The organism is Phycisphaerales bacterium (assembly GCA_040217175.1).
Lineage (GTDB): Bacteria > Planctomycetota > Phycisphaerae > Phycisphaerales > UBA1924 > JAHCJI01.
Map to the genome: position 1 here is coordinate 1,092,150 of JAVJNT010000002.1, position 16,502 is coordinate 1,108,651.

Consider the following 16,502-nt stretch of genomic DNA (forward strand, 5'->3'; position numbering starts at 1 on the left):
GTTCGTTTGGAGTATGGGAAGCCGAACTTCTCTCAAACGTCCGACAGCGCGAGCGCGCACATCATGCGCACGCCCACCGGCAGCGCGTCGTCGTTGAAATCGAAGCCCGGCTGGTGCAGCAGCGGCAGCGCCTCGACGTCGGCGCCCTTCGGCGCGAGCCCCAGCAGGAAGAAGCACGCCGGCACGTGGCGGCCGTAGTAGCTGAAGTCCTCGCCGCCCATGCTCGCCTCGGGCACGACCTCGACGTCTGAGTCGCCCAGCGTCCGCCGCGCGACCTCGAGCACGTGCGCGGCGCACGCTTCGTCGTTGCTCGTGACCGGGTAGCCCGGCAGCCAGTCGATCTCGGCGGTGCAGCCGTGGGCGGCGGCGGTGGACTCGACGACCGTGCGGAATCGATCCGCCAGGATCGCCCGCGTCTCGTCGGTGAGCGCACGGATCGTGCCGACCAGGCGAGCGCTCTCGGGGATGATGTTGTTGGCCGTGCCGGCCTCGAACTGCCCGACGGTGACCACGCCGGCGTCGCAGGGGTTCACGCTGCGCGACGCGAGCGTCTGCAGGGCCGTGACGACGGCGCTCGCGGCCACGATGGGGTCGGTCGCCAGGTGCGGCATCGCCGCGTGCCCGCCCTTGCCCACGATGCGCACGTCGAAGTCGTCGGTGCTGGCCATGAGCGGTCCTGGCCGCGTGCCGAGGCTGCCCAGCGGCATGCGCGGCCAGCCGTGCAGGCCGAAGATGCGCGTGACCGGCTCGCCCAGCCCGCCGCCGGCCGAGCCGCGCAGCACGCCCTGCTCGCACATCACTTCGGCCCCGCCGCCATCCTCCTCGGCGGGCTGGAAGAGGAACAGCACGTTGTGCGGCCGCGCATCGAGCGACGCGAGCGCCCGGGCCGCGCCGAGCAGGATGGCCGTGTGCCCGTCGTGCCCGCACGCGTGCATGACGCCCGGGTTGGTCGAGGCGTACGGCTTACCCGTTGCCTCGGTGATCGGCAGCGCATCGATGTCGGCCCGCAACGCGATGGTCTCGCTCGCTTCCGTCGTGGCGGGCAGGTAGGCGATGACGCCGGTGCCCTTGCTGGCTAGCCCCGTCTTGATCTCGAGCCCCAGCTCGCGCAGCTCGAGCTCGATGCGCGCCGACGTCTCGTGCTCGCGGTTGCTCAGCTCTGGGTTGCGGTGCAGGTCTCGTCGAAGCGACGCCAGTCGCTCGTGGTCGGCGGCGATGGCGTGTTCGATCGTGTTCGAGGCGCTGGTCGAGGTCGTCGTCATCGCCGCATTGTATCGGCGGCGAAGAGCGCGGCCCCGAGCAGGCCCGCGTCGTCGCCGAACACGCTCTGGTGGACGGACAGCCTCCGGCCCGGCGGGAATGCGTCGGCGTTCGCGGCTCGATCCACGACCTGGGCGACCGCGGGCCCGATGCCCTCGACCAGGGCGCCCCCCACCACGACCACGCTCGGGCCCAGCAACGCGCACGCGCTGGCGGCCGCTGAGCCGACGAGCCTGAGGGCGGCGTCGACGACTTCGGTGCACAACGCATCGCCCCTCCGATAGGCGTCGGCAATCGCTTCGGGCGTCGCCTCGCGCACGGTGCTCGCACGTCCCCGTTCGAGCGCGATGCGTACGGCTTCCACGATCGCCCGCCGAGAGCAGCACTGCTCGACGGTGCGCGCGTCCGCCGGCCCGTCGGCGTTGACGATGATGTGCCCGGCCTCGACCGCGACGCCGTCGATGCCCAGGTAGACCTGCCCGCCCAGCACCGCCCCGCCGCCGACGCCGGTGCCGATCCACAGGGCGATCATGTCCGCCTCGCCGCGCGCGGCACCCAGGCGTTGTTCGGCCAGAGCCGCGGCGTTGACGTCGTTGATGAGCATCGCCTGGACGCCGAGTTGTGCCGAGATGAGATCGCCGAGCGCCACGTCACGCCAGCCGAGGTTAATCGCCGCGGTGATGGTGTTGCCCACGACCGGCCCGGGCACGCCGACGCCGATGACGCGGGGCATCTCGACGCTGGCCCGCGAAATGACCTCTCGCACGGCTTCGGCGATCGCACGCGCGGCATCCTGCGGATCGCGCGGGGTCGCGACCTTGTGTCGCGCGATGACGCGTCCCGCATCATCGACGACGCCGGCACGCAATCCGGTCGCACCGACGTCGACGCCGATGAGGTGCGTGTGCGTCATACCAGGTAGGCTCCGAGCGTCGTGCACGCATCGCTTCGCGCGTGCTCGGCGACCGCGAACAACGTCGAGCCGCTGCCGGTGACGTGTACGGGCGCTTGCCATTGATGCATGAGTGCGTCTCTGAGCGTGGCAAGCTCGGGTTGAACAGACATGGCAGGTCGCGCGAGGTCGTTGAAGAGCTTGGCCACCGCTGGCGACTGCATCGCAAGCGAGCGCACCTCTGCCTCGCGAAGCGGTCCTGGCTCGAAACCATCGAACGCCGCGTACACGTCCTTCGTCGAGCATCCGAACGGCGGCACGGCCAGCGTCACGGCCAGCGCTTCGCTCGGTGCGGCAAGCCGCTCGACTTCGTCGCCGAAGCCGCCCACGACCGCCGGCCTGGGCGGGGCATCGAGGCTCGGATCGGCATCGTCGATGAAGAACGCCACGTCGCTGCCGAGCGTCATGGCGATCTCGCGGAGCGCGTCGGGGGCGTGGCCCAGGCCGAGCAGCGCGTTGCCCGCGCGCAGCACCGCCGCGGCGTCGCTGCTGCCGCCGCCCAGCCCGCCGCCGTCTGGGATGCGCTTGCGGAGCGTGATGCGCAGCGGTGCGCCCACATCGAGCTTCTTGGCGGCACGAAGGGCCAAGTCTTGTGGCGCCTCCCACCCCAGCGGTTCGCCCGCGTGCAGCGGCGCGTCGTCGGCCCAGCGAGCGTCGAGCGTCGGCCCATCCAGCGAGCGATCGACGCGGACCTCGACGTCGTCGTGCAAATCGATGGCGTGCATCCACGAGCAGATGCGATGCCAGCCCCGGCGCGGACCATCGCCCTCGGGCGGGGCGACCGCCAGGGCCAGGTTCAGCTTCGCGAAGGCTCTCAGCCGCATCGACTCCATCGCCAACCCTATCGACCGATCGGGGCGATCGATACGTACGATGGCCCATGGCAACCGTTGGAGAACTCGTCGACGCCCTCGAGACCTTCGCGCCCATGCGGTACGCGGGCGATTGGGACAACGTGGGCCTCATCGTCGGCTCGCGCAGCCAGGCCCTCAAGGGCCCCGTGCTGCTGACCATCGACCTCGCTCCCGGCGTGCTCGAGGAAGCACGGACCGCGGGCGCGTCGGCCATCCTCGCGTACCACCCGCCGATCTTCCACCCAATCAAGAGCCTGACCGACGACCACGCCATGGGCAAGATGCTGCTCGAAGCCGTGACGGCGGGCATGTCGGTCGTCAGCCCGCACAGCAGCCTCGACGCGGCCCCCGGCGGCATGTGCGACTGGCTGTGCGAGGCCATCAGCGGCTCGAAGACCGAGGGCTCGATCGCCGGCGACGTCCGCGCCCTCATGCCCCACATGGAGCGCCCCGGCAGCCGCGAGATCAAGATCGTGACCTTCGTGCCGCACAAGGACGCCGACCAGGTCCGCAACGCCCTGGCCTCCGCCGGCGCGGGCATCATCGGCGCCTACACCGCTTGCTCCTTCGGCGTCGAGGGCAGCGGCACGTTCTTCGCCAACGAGGGCGCCAACCCCGCGGTCGGCGAGACGGGCCAACTCGAACGCGTCGAGGAGCTGCGCCTCGAGATGGTGTGCAGCAAGGCCGCGCTGCCCATCGCGATGGAGACGCTCCGACAGTTCCACCCCTACGAAGAACCCGCGGTCGACCTCTACGAGCTCCTCCCCGAGCCCGTGCGCCACGCCGGCGCGGGCCGCCGGCTGGTGCTCGACCGCCCCGCCGCCCCCGCTGAGATCGCCGATCGGCTCAAGACGTTCCTAGGCATCCCCGCCGTCAAGGTCGCCGCCGTCGACGGCGACGTGCACAAGCCCGTGCGCACGGTGGGCGTGTGCCCGGGCGCGGGCGCGTCGCTGCGCAACCACGCGCTGGCGGCCGGCTGCGACTTCTTCGTCACCGGCGAGATGACCCACCACGAGGCGCTCGAACTGCTCCGCAAGGACTGCGGCGTGCTGCTGGCCGGCCACACCAACACCGAGCGCGGCTACCTCCCCCGCCTGCGCGACCGCCTGGTCGACCTCCTGCCCCAGACCGACTGCATGGTCTCGACGCGGGACCGCACGCCGTTTACGTGGATGTAGCAAGAGCCTGAAGCGAGGACACCGATGCCCGGAACCGTCAGTCTGCACCGAGTCTTGCGCGCACCCGCCGATCGTGTGTACCGCGCGTTCATCGATCCCGCCGCCATGACCAAGTGGATGCCGCCCAACGGATTTACCGGCACCGTGCACCACATGGAGCCCAAGGTCGGCGGCTCGTACCAGATGTCGTTCACGAACTTCTCGACGGGCCAGAGCCACGCGTTCGGCGGCACTTACGTCGAGGTGCTGCCGAACGAGCGGTTGCGCTACAAGGACGCGTTCGACGACCCGAACCTGCCCGGCGAGATGGACGTCACCGTGACCTTCAGGGCAGTCTCTTGCGGCACGGAGCTCACGATCGTTCAGGACGGCCTTCCGGACGTCATCCCCGTCGAGGCGTGCAGCCTGGGCTGGCAGGAGTCGTTGACGCTGCTCGCCAATCTCGTGGAAGCCGAGATTCCCGACGGCGCGTGAAAAGCCCCGCGCCGTGAGAACACGACGCGGGGCCGGTGCAGGGGGATGCGGCCACGATTGCCCAGACGCTGGGCACGGCCTTTAGGCCGATGGCCGAACACCTGAATTGTCCATTCCACCCAGCCGCCCGCCCACCGGTCGCGGCGTGCGATGCCGGCCCGGGCCGCTCCGAGGCCCGCACGACCCCCCCACGCGGTGCCGCCAGCGGGCGGTTCTGGTACCATGGGCGATGCCTGGCCCCCACGTTGCCATCTATCCGGGCTCGTTCGACCCCATAACCTTCGGCCACCTGGACGTCATCCGACGGGGCCGGACGCTCTTCGACGAGCTGGTCGTGGCCATCGGGAACAACCCCAGCAAGCCCCAGCTCTTCACCGCCGACGAGCGGGCCGCCATGGCCAGCGACCTCGTCGCCGAGATGTGCGAGCAGGAGCCGAGCCACGCGCCCGTGAAGGTCGAGGTCTTCACGGGGCTGACGGTCGACTTCGCCAAGGCCCGCGGGGCGGCGGCCCTGCTCCGCGGCGTGCGCAACCTCTCGGACCTGCAGTACGAGGTCCAGCAGGCGGTCACCAACCGACAGCTCGCCGGCCTGGAGACGGCCTTCATGGTCGCCGGCGAGAGCTTCGCGTACATCAGCAGCAGCCTCATCAAGCAGATCGCCGCGATGGGCAGCGACCCCGACGTGCTCAAGAGCATGGTGCCCGAGGCGGTCATCGAGGCCATGTGGGCCAAGCGAGACCACCCGCTGCTCGCGCGGCTGCGGGCCGACCACGACCCGGCCAACGACGAGGGCTGACGCGCCCCGGAGCGTTCCAGGGGCGTTGATGGTCCGGGCGGCTTGATCGGTGCCCGTCGGTGCGCCACCATACCACCGATGCCCTGGCGGCCGAGGAGCTTCAAGATCAGCGGTCTGCGCCGATGGCTGATCATCGGCGCGCTGTCCGCCATCGCGATCTTTTCGCTCGCGGGCGTGGTCGCCTTCTCGCTCTCCGAGCAGGCGCCGGCGTGGTGGCGCACCGTCCGCCGAGACGACCCGCGCACCGAGCAGACGGCCATCGCCATCGAGAACGGCCTGTGGAACGCGCTCTACCAGCGCCGCGAGCCGGGCCAGGAGCGCTGGCACGTGTGGGTGGGCGCTAACGACGCCAACGCCTGGCTCAATACCACCATGCGAGACTGGGTCGCCGCCCAGTGGGAGCTCGTCGGCTGGCCGCAGGAGCTCGAAGAGGTCCAGGTCGAATTCATGGACGGGTTCATCGCCATCGGCCTGCGCGTGGGCATGCCCGATGGCGTGCGCTACATCTCGGCGGTCGTCGAGCCCATCATCGACGAGGACGGCGCCCTGTGGCTGCCCGCACGCACCGTCAGCGTGGGCCGCCTGACCCTGCCCGCCGGCGTGCTGCTGGACTACCTCCGCCGCAACCAGGAGGAGTACGTGCCGCCCGCGCTGCTGACGCTGCCAGAGACCAAGGCCATCTTCAGCGCCCTGGAGGGCAACGCCCCGCTGATCGAGGACGCCTCGCAGTCGCTGGGCGACGGCCGTCGCGTGAGCCTGATCGCGATGCGGCCCGTGGGCGCACGCCTGGAGCTCTGGTGCATGACTTCCCAGGACGCTGACCCCGACGACGGCGACGACCTCCGCCGCGTGCGGGCCCAGAGCCCCGCCGCCATGGCCGTCCAGCGAGAGCAGCAGGATCCGGGCTGAGCGGCTTTTCCTACAATCGCGGCCCATGAGTGACGCCGCGACCGACCAGACGCCCGCCCACCCCAACGCCGACAACGAGTTCGTGCGCCAGCGCCTCGCCAACCGCGAGGCCGTCGCGAGCCTGGGCATGAAGCCCTACGGCGTGCGCGAGGACGGACTGGTCGAGCTCGCCCGCGCCCACGAGCTGTACGACGCCGATGCCGACGCCGCGCACCAGCAGGCCGAGGCCGACCGCAAGGCGGCGCTCAAGCAAGATCCGAACGCCGACGTCCCGCCCGCGACGGACGACCGCACCCGCGTGCGTGTCGCCGGCCGCGTCGTGCTGCATCGCGACAACGGCAAGCTCGTCTGGCTCAACCTGCGCGATTCGACCGGCGACCTGCAGATCGCCGTCAGCAAGCGCGATTGCAGCGAGGCCGGGTTCAACCTCGCCAAGCTCACCGACCTGGCCGACGTCGTCGTGGCCGAGGGGCCGCTGATGAAGACGCGGGCGGGCGAGCTAACCATCTGGGCGAGCGACCTGCGGCCCGGGGCCAAGAGCGTCGAGCCCCCGCCCGAGAAGCACGCCGGCCTGAGCGACCCCGAGGCACGCTTCCGCCGGCGCTACGTCGACCTGTGGAGCAACCCCGAGGCCATGGCAAGGCTGGTCTTGCGCGGCAAGATCGTGCGCGACGTGCGCGCGTTCATGGAAGAGCGCGGCTTCGCCGAGGTCGAGACGCCCGTGCTCCAGGCCCAGGCCGGCGGTGCGGCGGCTCGGCCGTTCATCACGCACCTCAACGCGCTCGACATGGACCTCTCGCTGCGCATCGCGCCCGAGCTGTACCTGAAGCGCCTCCTCGTCGCCGGGATGCCCCGCGTGTTCGAGATGAGCCGAAACTTCAGGAACGAGGGCCTCAGCCGCCGGCACAACCCCGAGTTTACCTCGATGGAGGCGTACCAGGCGTTCGGCGATGCCCACACGATGCTGGAGCTGGCCGAGAGCATGGTGCGCCGCCTGGCCGAGATGGTCTGCGCCGATCCGGCGTACCAATCGCTCTACCCCGACGCGACCACGAAGGCGATGCCATGGGAAGGCATGGAGATCAACTACGCCGACCCGTTCGTGCAGGTCGAGTACGGTGACTTGTTCGAGAAGGCCGTGGGTTGCTCGATGTTCGACGAGGAGGCCGTGCGCGGCGCTGCGGTCGATGCCGGCTACGACGATGCGAAGACCACCGACCACTGGCTGCTCGTCGATCGGCTCTTCGAAGACAAGGCCGAAGAGTTGATCGACACGACGCGCCCGACGTTCGTGTTGCACTACCCCAGCGCCACGAGCCCGCTCACGCGTCCGCTCGACGACCGGCCCGAGCTGGCCGGCCGGTGGGACCTGTTCATCGCCGGCATGGAGATCGGCCCGGCCTACACCGAACTCAACGACCCAGAGGTGCAGGAAGCCAAGTTCCGCCAGCAGCTCGAGGGCGCCAAGGCCGACGACGACACGTTCCGCACGCTGGATGAAGACTTCCTCCGCGCCCTGCGCGTGGGCATGCCCCCCGCCGGCGGCATCGGCCTGGGCATCGACCGCCTGGCGATGCTCCTGACCGGCGGCGCGAGCCTGCGGGAAGTGATCCCGTTCCCGTTCATGCGGCCCGAGGCCTGATCACGCCGGCAGCGGCAGCCCGCCCACGCCCCAGCCCACCTGGCCGTCGATCGACAGCAGCAGACCGGTAATCGGCTCGGGAGACTCCAGCACGATCGACAGCGGCAGGTCGCCCGCACGATCGCGCACGGCCGTGATGGTGTCGATCACCACCGTGCGGAAGTCGCCGGCGTCGACCGAGACGCTCTGCACCAGTTCGTCGCCGCTCAGGAATAGGAACCGCACGGTGACGTTCGTGTTCGAGCTCGATGCGTTGTAGACGCCCAGCCGCAGGAACGAGCCCGCGTCGCTGGGGTCGAACGCGCCCAGCGAGAAAGCGAGGTCGGTGCTCGCCGCGCCGGGGGGTGCGCTGCTGAAGGCCTCCTCGGTCGTCGACTGGACGAACTGCACGACGCCCACGCCCGACGTGAACTCGTAGCGATAGCCCAGGGCGTTGGGCACCGCCAGCGCGGCGCTGGTGCCCGCGGGCACGAAACGCTCGGCGAGGGTCTCGTCTCCCATCGTCGTCGTCGCGATGACGTTCAGCCGTGCCACCGAGACGCCGGGGTTGAAGACCAGCAGCTCGGTCGTCGAGCCAGGGATCTCGGCGACTGGCGCGAAGTTGATCGCTGGCAGCGAGCCGGGCGTGCCCAGCGCCGTCCAGCCCACGCCCGACGTTGCGTCGAAGTGCGTGGCGGCCGCCACGATGCCAACGTGCCCGCTCTGGTCGGCCGCGTCGACCGCTTCGCTCGTGAGGATGACGCCGAACGCGTTGCCCGAGAGCGCCGCGATGTCGCCGATGCTCCACCCCCCACGCGCCTCGGCCCGCACGACCTGGGTCAGCGAGACCTGGCCCGCCGTCGAGACGAACGTCACCTCGACGAGCGCGTCGTGATCGTTGGCGTTGTAGAACACGAGGAAGTCCGAGATGCCCGTGAGCGCCTCGACACGCGGGAAGTGCCACGTGTCGGCGGTCTGACGCGTGAAGCTCTCGCTCGTCGTGATGCGTTGGCCGCCGAACACGTCGGCGTGCTCGAGCGCCACGCCCAGCGGCGCGGTCGAGCCCAGCACGATCGCGTACGGCTCGTTGGGCAGGATCTGCCGACCGCTGGCCTGTTCGACGGCGAAGGCGCCGTCGCGCGCGACGTCGATCATCATCGTCGCGCCCGGTTCGATCACGCGGTCGACCACGATCGCGTCGCCGTCGCGGCCCAGGTCGTCGCGCTCGTACCGCAGCGTGAGCGTGAAGAGCTGGGCGCTGTCGGTGGGGTTCGACACGTACACCGCCTGGTCGATGTCGTTCGAGGCAAAGCCTTCGGGGTAGTAGGCCACCTCGTCGAAGCCGCCCGTCGCGACGGCCATGTCGTAGCTGGCCGGCGCCGAGCCGATGACCTCGAGGGTGTAGAACTGCTCGGTCGCGGCGAAGCCCAGCCCCGTGACGGTATCGGCCGTTGCGTTTTCGGCGACGAGCAGGCCTTGCGAGTCCCACAGCCGCAGCGTCACGGGCTGGTCGCTCGTCACGCGGAAGTCGAGCAGGCCGTCCTCGCGCACGGTGACCCAGTGCAGCCCCGAGCTCGCATTGGTGGTGTTGCCCGACGCGACGCCCTCGCCCGTGAAGGGGCTGGTCGCGAGGAACGCGCCGCGGCCGGGCCAGCGCATCGGGTCGATCTCCCAGCCGATGTCCTCCATCGCGGCGAAGTCCAGCGGCGTGGCGAGCTTGCGCGTGCCACGGGTGAACGTCGGGTCCATCAGCGTTTCTTGCCCGCCACTGGTCAGCCCCTCGCGCCAGTGCGCCAGGTCGGACGCCATGAGCTGCGTGTCGGCGCTCACGGCCATCGCGCGCGGGCCCATGAATTCGCTGCTGGGCGAGACGAGGTTCAGGAACGCCGGCGTCCCGTCGGTGAACCCGAGCACGTGCATCATCTCGTGCAGCGCGACCGAGTAGAAGTCGTGCTCGCTGCCCTCGAGGCCCGCGGTCGTGATCCCGAAGTGCCAGTTGGTGTCGTTGTCGAAGGTGATCGTGCCGCCCCAGAGGCTCGTATCGCTCTGGCCGGCCTCGGGCCCGGTCGCCCCGCTCTGGCCGCGGCCCTCGACGTTCTGGAGGAAGGCCGCGCTGCCGCTGGCCTGCCAGCCGCCCGCGCCGCCGAGCCCCAGCGTGTCGCCCGCGATGTCGCGGCCGCCCACGAACAGCAGCACCTCGTCCTCGTCGATCACCGGATCGTCGATCTCCGCGACCGAGCCCGTCGCGGGATTGGTGAACTGGATGCGCCAGTTGTTGCCGCCACCGGGGATGATCGCGTTGAGCGAGTCGTTGAACAGCGAGCTGACGTAGTCCGCCGCGGCCTCCATGACTACCCGCCGCGCCGGATCATCGAAGAACCCGTTGGTGTCGTAGGTGTAGTCGACCTCGATGCTGACGCTGAGCAGCACGCGCGGCTCCAGCGATTCGCACGCGATCGGCGAGTCGAACAGGGTCTCCCGAACAGGCATGCCTCGCTCCTTCTTCCTTGGCATCCGCACTCGCTGACGTATCGGCAATTATCGTCGCAGCACCGCACGCACGGGGCTTGCGTCGAACCCCACCAGCCGTAGCGGCAGCGCGATCAGCTCCCAGATGCCCGGGTCGACCCCTCCCAGCACCAGCCCCTCGAGGATCGATACGCCCGATCGAGCGCACGCCGCGTGGCCGATGAGGTCCTTCGCGTCCGCGAGGTCGACGCTCGGGGTATCCACGCCCAAAAGCCGCACCTCGCGTGCCGCGAGCGCCTCGATCATCTCGGGCGTCGGCGCCGCGAGGTCGCTGGGGAATGTCTCGGGGTCGGCGCCCGTGCCGGTCTGCAGCAGCAGCCTTCCGGGCTGCCCGTGCTCGGTCAGCCCGCGCACGGCGTCGAGCCACGCCTCGTCGATCGCGTCGATGCCGAAGCGCTCGCCGCGCGTCGCGCGCACGGGCGCGACCACGCACGGACCGAGATACAGATCCAGCGGGTGCTGGTCGATCGTTCGCCCGGCCGGCTTGTAGTGGCTCTCGGCGTCGGCGTGCGCGCCGACGTGTACGGTGCTGGTGAGGGTGCTGAGCGTCAGGTGGTCGCCGCGCGCCGTGTCCATCAGGACCTTCCGGCTCAGCGGCGTATCACCCGGGAAGACGGCCGTGCGAGGCGACAAGGGCGGCGAGACGTCGACCAGCATGGCCGAGGCTACGCCGGCCCGGTCGGACCCGTCAGCCCCAATCGAACCCGTAGATCAGGTACAGGCAGCCGCAGCAGGCGGCCGTGAGCGCCGGACCGCCCGCGATGCAGCCCAGCCCCTGCCACAGCAGCCGCTTGGCCGTGTCGGCCGCCGTGCCCGTCGAGACGTACGCACGCTTGCCGCCCTCGCTGGTGATGACCGACCGCACGCCCTGCAGCGGCTCGCCGGGCATCGCCCGCGTCAGGTCCTCGCCGTGGTGCGAGTGGTTGCCGGTGACGAAGACCTCCCGGCCCGCCTCGATGGCGTGCTCGACGTACCGCAACCGCCGCGGCTGGCCGGAATCGTCGAGCAGATCGATCCCGAGGCGCTCCAGCGATTCGACGATGTGCGGCGGGAGTGGTTGCGTAAAGGCGCCGGTCTTCTCGTCCACGTTCTGGAACGTGAAGCTCTCGGATACGTCGAGGTGCACGTCGTCCTCGACGGCCGACACCAGCACGCGACCGGTGCTGTCTTCCACGTAGAACGGGTGGCTCGTCGTGACCGAGTCCACGCGCGTCCACACGGGCGCCTGGTGCTTGTGCGTTCGGCGATTGCCGACCTGGAAGATCGCGAGCTCCTCGACGATCGCCTCGACGTACACGCAGGGCCGGGCCGAGAACGGACCGAGGAGTTCCGTCGCCGGAGCCGCCTTGCCCTCGACGGCCGTCCACCCGCGGTCGAGCATGCTGACGGTGCGCACGGGCGTCCGGCAGATGTCGGCGCGGCGTCGCAGCATCTTCCAGCCGCAGAATGGCAACGCCAGCCCGAGCACGCCGAGCCCGACCAGCAGCAGGTTGACGATGATCGCAAGCATGGTGGCTCCTCTTCGGCTAGCGCATCTTCTCGACGGCCCAGGCGATGGCCTCCTCGGCCGGCTCGGCGCCCCAGTTCCAGTCGAGCGACGTGGTCTGCGGCGGGTCCTTGCCGACGAATTCGCGTCGCGCCACCACGGCCCGCGCGGCCACGTCGATCAGCCTCGCGTCCCAGACCCAGCGATAGGCGTCGCCGGTCGTCTCTCCGGTGGCACCATCGACGTACGAACCAACCTTCACCTTCTCGCGCTCCACCAGGAGCAGCACGCCCAGGTCGGCCTCGCCGGTTGCGCGCAGGTCGACGGGGATCTTCGACTCGAACACGTACTTGATGTCGCCGGTCTGCCAGTCGGCGATCGCCAGCCCGCCGCCGGGTACGGCCTCGGCGCCGAGCCGCTCGGTCAGCGCACCCTCCTGGCTCAGGGACTGCGCGACGGCAGAGATCTCGTCCCGCCCGCGCTCCTCGGCCGCGAACGCCGATACCGCGCCCACCATGCCCTTGACCACGACGGCGCCAACGACGACGACGAGCACCAACGCGACGATCACGACCGGCTTGATGGCTCCACGCCGAACGCTTGCAACTCCACGAACCCGCACCATGGCACGCCCTCCCCAGAGACGGGCGACCATCCGCCCGCTGAGACGGCATCGGCCGGATTCGGGACACCCTGCATCGCCGGCCCGGAGATCCCGCCGGGGGCAGGAAGCCGTGACGGTCGTACGGGCGGGCATGGTTATCGAGCCCCCCGTCGCACGTTCGGAGAGCGCCCGGGCCCCCCTGCGGCCGAGGAGGCGCTGGCTTGACTTGGACCATCGCCGCCGCAACCCTTCCTGTTCCCGCGATCGGCCCTGGTGGAAAACGGTCGGCGGCGGGACCCGGAGGAAAACGCTCTCATGGCGATCCGAATCAAGGCCCGCGGCGGCGAGTCCGTCGAACAGATGATGAAGCGCTTCAAGAAGCTCTGCGAGAAGGAAGGGCTGACGAAGGACATCAAGCGCAAGGAATTCTTCGAGAAGCCCAGCGAGCGCCGCCGCCGTGCCGCTCGCAAGGCCGTCAACAAGCGCATCCGCGAGACCAGCGGCCCGCGCCGCGGCTGAGCAGCCGCCCCATGGCCAAGCGCCCCGACCTGACGGCCAACCAGCAGAAGATCGTCGGGCGCTACTACGCCAACAAGGACGCCATCATCGAGACACGCCTCGGCGAGGTCGTGTCCGAGCTTTACATTGCCACCGCCGAGGGCAAGCAGGCCGCGCTCAAGCGCCTGTGGAACAGCGCCCGCGCCGCGCTCAAGCAAAAGGGCGTGGCCCAGGCCCAGATCGATCGCATCGTCGACGAGCAGGACCTCGAGGCCCTCGCCGCGCTGGCAGGCCGCGTCTCGCGATAGCCAGTCACGCGTCTCCGAGCCGGCCCTCGAGATCGAGCCGCACCCACACGACCGAGTGCAGCACGGGGTGCTCGATGCGCACGCGGAAGAGCACCATCTCCTCCACGTCCCAACCCAGCCGATCGCCCACGCGCCGAACCATGCCCGGGTAGGCCGGCATCTCCGGCGCACTCACCGCGCCGCTCCCGCGACCGCCGCGCACCAGTCGCTCGGCTACCGGCAGCAACAGCCCGGCATCGTCACCCGGCCAGGCCGTGGTCTCGGGCCGACGCGACAGCACGCGCAGGCTCGGGTGGGCCGGGCCGAACGCGTCCTCGGCCAGCAGGCTCGGATCGACGAGCATGTCCTGGTACAGCACCTGCGCCGGAGTGGCAACCTCGTGGATGTTGCCGATGGCGGCGGTGCCGTCGGGCGAGCGGATCGGCAGCCCGCGCGTCATGTCGCACAGGTAGCAGCTCACCGCCGACGTCGTGCCCAGCCGATCGACCTCGGCCACGAACCTCGTGTAGCCGTCCTTGCCAACGATCGCCGAGATCGACGGCAGTGGCTCGGTCGAGAACGCCTCGACCAGGCCAACGGGTCCGTGCGGTGCAGCATCACCAAACACCGGCTCGCGCGTGCGCACGTTGCCCTCACCCTGATCGAAGCGGTGCCGGGAGATCTCCAGCGGCACGTCGGGCCGCAGGCGTCGCAGCCCCTCCAGCCCGCGCAGCGAGCACATCTCGATGAAGCCCGGCGTCTGCGATCGGCGGACCAGCAGCGTAAAGAGGTCGACGTCGCAGCAACGCCCGACGAGCTCGCGGTTCACGCGGTACGCCGTCCGCTTCAGCTCGGCGTCGTGCCCGGCGATGCCGTCGCCGCTCACCGACCGCACCATCAGGTCGAAGCTGCTGCGGTCGTCGGCGTGGTCGCTCACGGCCCCGTGGAACAGATCGGTCGCCGCCTGCACGCGATCGGTGATTTCGGCGGGCACGCCCGCCTTCGTTGCCGCCAGCAGCACCTGCCTGGTCGCCGCCTTACCGGGCACGCGGGCACCCGAGCCCAGCGGATTCTCCGACGTCGCGACCCGATAGACCTGCCATGCCAGCTTCTTGCTGATCCCCAACGCCCGCTCGACGCCGATGGCCCCGGGGCCCTCGCGGGGTACGGCCGATAACAGCTCGGCATACGCCGATCGCACGCCCGTGATGGCCTCAACCACCGACGCATCGAGCACGTCGACGGAGGCTGGGCTGGGATCGGCGGCGGACATGATTGCATTTATAGCCTGATTTCGCACAACGCCGAGGCAGACTTGCAATATTTCTAGAAATATTTAGAAAACCTCTTGTGCCGATCGTCCGGATCCGTTAGAGTGCCACGTTCACACGCCGCACGCGTCTTGCTGCGCAGTGGCACCAGGGCGAACACCATGCACACTGCCCCCGGGCGGCTCGGAGAGGAAGGAACACGATGCCCAAGAACGCGATCTTCGGTTGTACCACGCTACTGGCCTGCGCTGGCCTCACCGCTCCGGCTGTGGCCCAGGTGCCCGGCTTCGACACCCGCGACGGCTGGCCGCTGATCTTCGGCCCGGGCCCGTCGGTCGACGGCGGCATGATGGTCAACATGGACGCCGACCCCGAGCTGGAGATGGTCCACGTGGTGCAGGATCGCCTGTACGCGCTCAACCTCGACGGGACGAACGTGCCCGGCTTTCCGCGCGTCCTGACGCCGGGCCAGGGCACGTTCGGCGCGCCGGCATTCGGCGACGTCGACGGCGACGGCGAGGAAGAAATCGTCGTCCAGACGTTCTTCTTCGGCATCCGCGGCAACGTCTTCGCCATCAACAAGGACGGCTCGACCGTGCCGGGGTTTCCGGTCTCGGTCGGCGGCCCGTTCAAGAGCCCGGCCCTGGCCGACCTCGACGGCGATGGTGACCTCGAGATCCTCGTCAACGCCAACTCGGGCGGCGAGGCGCAACTCTCCGCGATCGAGGGCGACGGTACGCAGCGCGCTGGCTTCCCCGTCGTGCTCGACAACATCTCGAGCGGCGGTTCACCGGCCGTCGGCGACATCAACGGCGACGGCGTACCCGAGATCGTCGTCTCCTCGTTCTACACCGTGTACGCGTTCGATGCCGACGGCAACACGCTCTCGGGCTTCCCGTACACGCCCAGCGAGGGCGGCACGATCCAGACGCTGAACTATAACTCGGCGGGCCTGGCCGACCTCGACGGCGACGGCGCGCGCGAGATCGTCTTCGCCACCACCAACGAGGTCGATCCATTCACCGGCCGCATCTACGTGCTCGACTTCGCCGGCAACCTGCGCCCGGGCTGGCCCACCACCACCGAGTTCTCGATCTTCACGCCGCCCAGCATCGCCGATGTCGACGGGGACGGCAACCTCGACGTGGCCATCGGCGATCGCACGCTCTCGCCCACTCCGCTCGCCAGCATCCAGGTATGGGACCGCGACGGCGTGCCGCTGCCGGGCTGGCCCGTCACGGGCGTCGTCGGCGCGGTGCACGCGCAGATCATGATCGCCGACGTCGACGCCGACGGGTTTGTCGAGCTGCTCGTCGACGACAACACCGCCGTCACCCCGCTCTACGGCTTCAACCACGACGGCACGCAGATCGACGGGTGGCCATTGCCCGTCGGCTCGGCATCCTCGTTCCAGCAGTCGCCCACGATCGGCGACTTCGACGGCGATGGATTCATGGACCTCAGCGTGAGCGGCAACGACCTGGTCGACAACCAGACATACTTGTTCCAGCTCGCCTCGGACACCGTCATCTACGATCCTGACCTCGCGCCCGTCCGCACGTACCAATACAACGTCCGTCGCGACGGCGTAGCCGACAGCATCGAAGCAACCCCCTGCCGGCCCGACTTCGACGGCGACGGTGTGCTCACCATCTTCGACTTTCTTGCGTTCCAGAACGCCTTCGACGCGGGCGACCTCGCGGCCGATTTCGACGGCGACGGCTCGCTCACGCTGTTCGACTTCCTCGCCTTCCAGAACGAGTTCGACGCCGGCTGCGAGTGA

General features: G+C 69.8%; 16 protein-coding genes. 8 read left to right on the forward strand and 8 right to left on the reverse strand.

Translation table 11 applies throughout. From position 1 onward, the window contains the following. Nucleotides 1-32: 32 nt before the first annotated feature. The 3 genes from RIA68_11845 to RIA68_11855 are packed head-to-tail and all read right to left on the reverse strand — an operon-like array spanning nucleotide 33 to nucleotide 3,045. On the reverse strand, nucleotides 33-1,262 hold the full coding sequence (locus RIA68_11845; GenBank protein ID MEQ8318132.1) for an amidohydrolase: 1,230 nt from the start codon (nucleotides 1,260-1,262) through the stop codon (nucleotides 33-35). Further along, nucleotides 1,259-2,173 (reverse strand): ROK family protein, encoded by a 915-nt coding sequence (locus tag RIA68_11850; protein MEQ8318133.1) that lies wholly within the window; start codon nucleotides 2,171-2,173, stop codon nucleotides 1,259-1,261. Before RIA68_11850 ends, RIA68_11845 begins: the two co-directional genes overlap by 4 nt. Next, nucleotides 2,170-3,045 carry a hypothetical protein gene (locus tag RIA68_11855; GenBank protein MEQ8318134.1) on the reverse strand — a complete coding sequence of 292 codons (876 nt, stop codon included), beginning with the start codon at nucleotides 3,043-3,045 and terminating at the stop codon, nucleotides 2,170-2,172. Before RIA68_11855 ends, RIA68_11850 begins: the two co-directional genes overlap by 4 nt. A 47-nt stretch (nucleotides 3,046-3,092) precedes the next feature. Between RIA68_11855 and RIA68_11860 the strand changes: the two genes are divergently transcribed. From RIA68_11860 to lysS, 5 genes are all read left to right on the forward strand, one after another. Further along, nucleotides 3,093-4,244, forward strand: a complete 1,152-nt coding sequence (locus RIA68_11860) for a Nif3-like dinuclear metal center hexameric protein (protein MEQ8318135.1) — start codon at nucleotides 3,093-3,095, stop codon at nucleotides 4,242-4,244. Nucleotides 4,245-4,268: 24 nt separating this feature from the next. Beyond that, nucleotides 4,269-4,718, forward strand: coding sequence for an SRPBCC family protein (locus tag RIA68_11865; GenBank protein MEQ8318136.1), 450 nt, complete (start codon nucleotides 4,269-4,271; stop codon nucleotides 4,716-4,718). 229 nt (nucleotides 4,719-4,947) lie between these two features. Next, nucleotides 4,948-5,514, forward strand: a complete 567-nt coding sequence (gene coaD / locus RIA68_11870) for a pantetheine-phosphate adenylyltransferase (GenBank protein MEQ8318137.1) — start codon at nucleotides 4,948-4,950, stop codon at nucleotides 5,512-5,514. A gap of 78 nt (nucleotides 5,515-5,592) precedes the next feature. Next, nucleotides 5,593-6,423 carry a hypothetical protein gene (locus RIA68_11875; GenBank protein ID MEQ8318138.1) on the forward strand — a complete coding sequence of 277 codons (831 nt, stop codon included), beginning with the start codon at nucleotides 5,593-5,595 and terminating at the stop codon, nucleotides 6,421-6,423. A 25-nt stretch (nucleotides 6,424-6,448) separates the two neighbouring features. Continuing rightward, nucleotides 6,449-8,065 carry a lysine--tRNA ligase gene (lysS, locus tag RIA68_11880; protein MEQ8318139.1) on the forward strand — a complete coding sequence of 539 codons (1,617 nt, stop codon included), beginning with the start codon at nucleotides 6,449-6,451 and terminating at the stop codon, nucleotides 8,063-8,065. Here lysS and RIA68_11885 read toward each other — a convergent pair whose 3' ends face one another. Genes RIA68_11885 through RIA68_11900 form a run of 4 tightly spaced genes read right to left on the reverse strand, consistent with a single transcriptional unit; the run spans nucleotide 8,066 to nucleotide 12,684 of the window. After that, a complete protein-coding gene (locus tag RIA68_11885; GenBank protein ID MEQ8318140.1) occupies nucleotides 8,066-10,534 on the reverse strand; it encodes a hypothetical protein in 2,469 nt (822 codons plus the stop codon). It abuts the gene before it with no gap. A 48-nt stretch (nucleotides 10,535-10,582) separates the two neighbouring features. Continuing rightward, the gene (locus RIA68_11890) at nucleotides 10,583-11,230 is read right to left on the reverse strand and encodes a cyclase family protein (protein ID MEQ8318141.1); all 648 of its coding nucleotides are present in this window, start codon (nucleotides 11,228-11,230) and stop codon (nucleotides 10,583-10,585) included. Nucleotides 11,231-11,261: 31 nt separating this feature from the next. Beyond that, nucleotides 11,262-12,083 carry a GIDE domain-containing protein gene (locus RIA68_11895; protein ID MEQ8318142.1) on the reverse strand — a complete coding sequence of 274 codons (822 nt, stop codon included), beginning with the start codon at nucleotides 12,081-12,083 and terminating at the stop codon, nucleotides 11,262-11,264. Nucleotides 12,084-12,099: 16 nt separating this feature from the next. After that, nucleotides 12,100-12,684, reverse strand: a complete 585-nt coding sequence (locus tag RIA68_11900; GenBank protein MEQ8318143.1) for a hypothetical protein — start codon at nucleotides 12,682-12,684, stop codon at nucleotides 12,100-12,102. 294 nt (nucleotides 12,685-12,978) lie between these two features. Between RIA68_11900 and rpsU the strand changes: the two genes are divergently transcribed. Beyond that, nucleotides 12,979-13,182, forward strand: a complete 204-nt coding sequence (gene rpsU, locus RIA68_11905; protein MEQ8318144.1) for a 30S ribosomal protein S21 — start codon at nucleotides 12,979-12,981, stop codon at nucleotides 13,180-13,182. A gap of 11 nt (nucleotides 13,183-13,193) precedes the next feature. Continuing rightward, a complete protein-coding gene (locus RIA68_11910) occupies nucleotides 13,194-13,469 on the forward strand; it encodes a hypothetical protein (GenBank protein MEQ8318145.1) in 276 nt (91 codons plus the stop codon). A gap of 4 nt (nucleotides 13,470-13,473) precedes the next feature. On the opposite strand, the gene RIA68_11915 is transcribed toward RIA68_11910, so the two are convergent. After that, entirely contained in the window at nucleotides 13,474-14,721 is a 1,248-nt protein-coding gene (locus RIA68_11915; GenBank protein MEQ8318146.1) for a hypothetical protein, read from the reverse strand. A 200-nt stretch (nucleotides 14,722-14,921) separates the two neighbouring features. Here RIA68_11915 and RIA68_11920 point away from each other — a divergent pair, with 200 nt between their 5' ends. Then, nucleotides 14,922-16,502 (forward strand): FG-GAP-like repeat-containing protein, encoded by a 1,581-nt coding sequence (locus RIA68_11920; GenBank protein MEQ8318147.1) that lies wholly within the window; start codon nucleotides 14,922-14,924, stop codon nucleotides 16,500-16,502.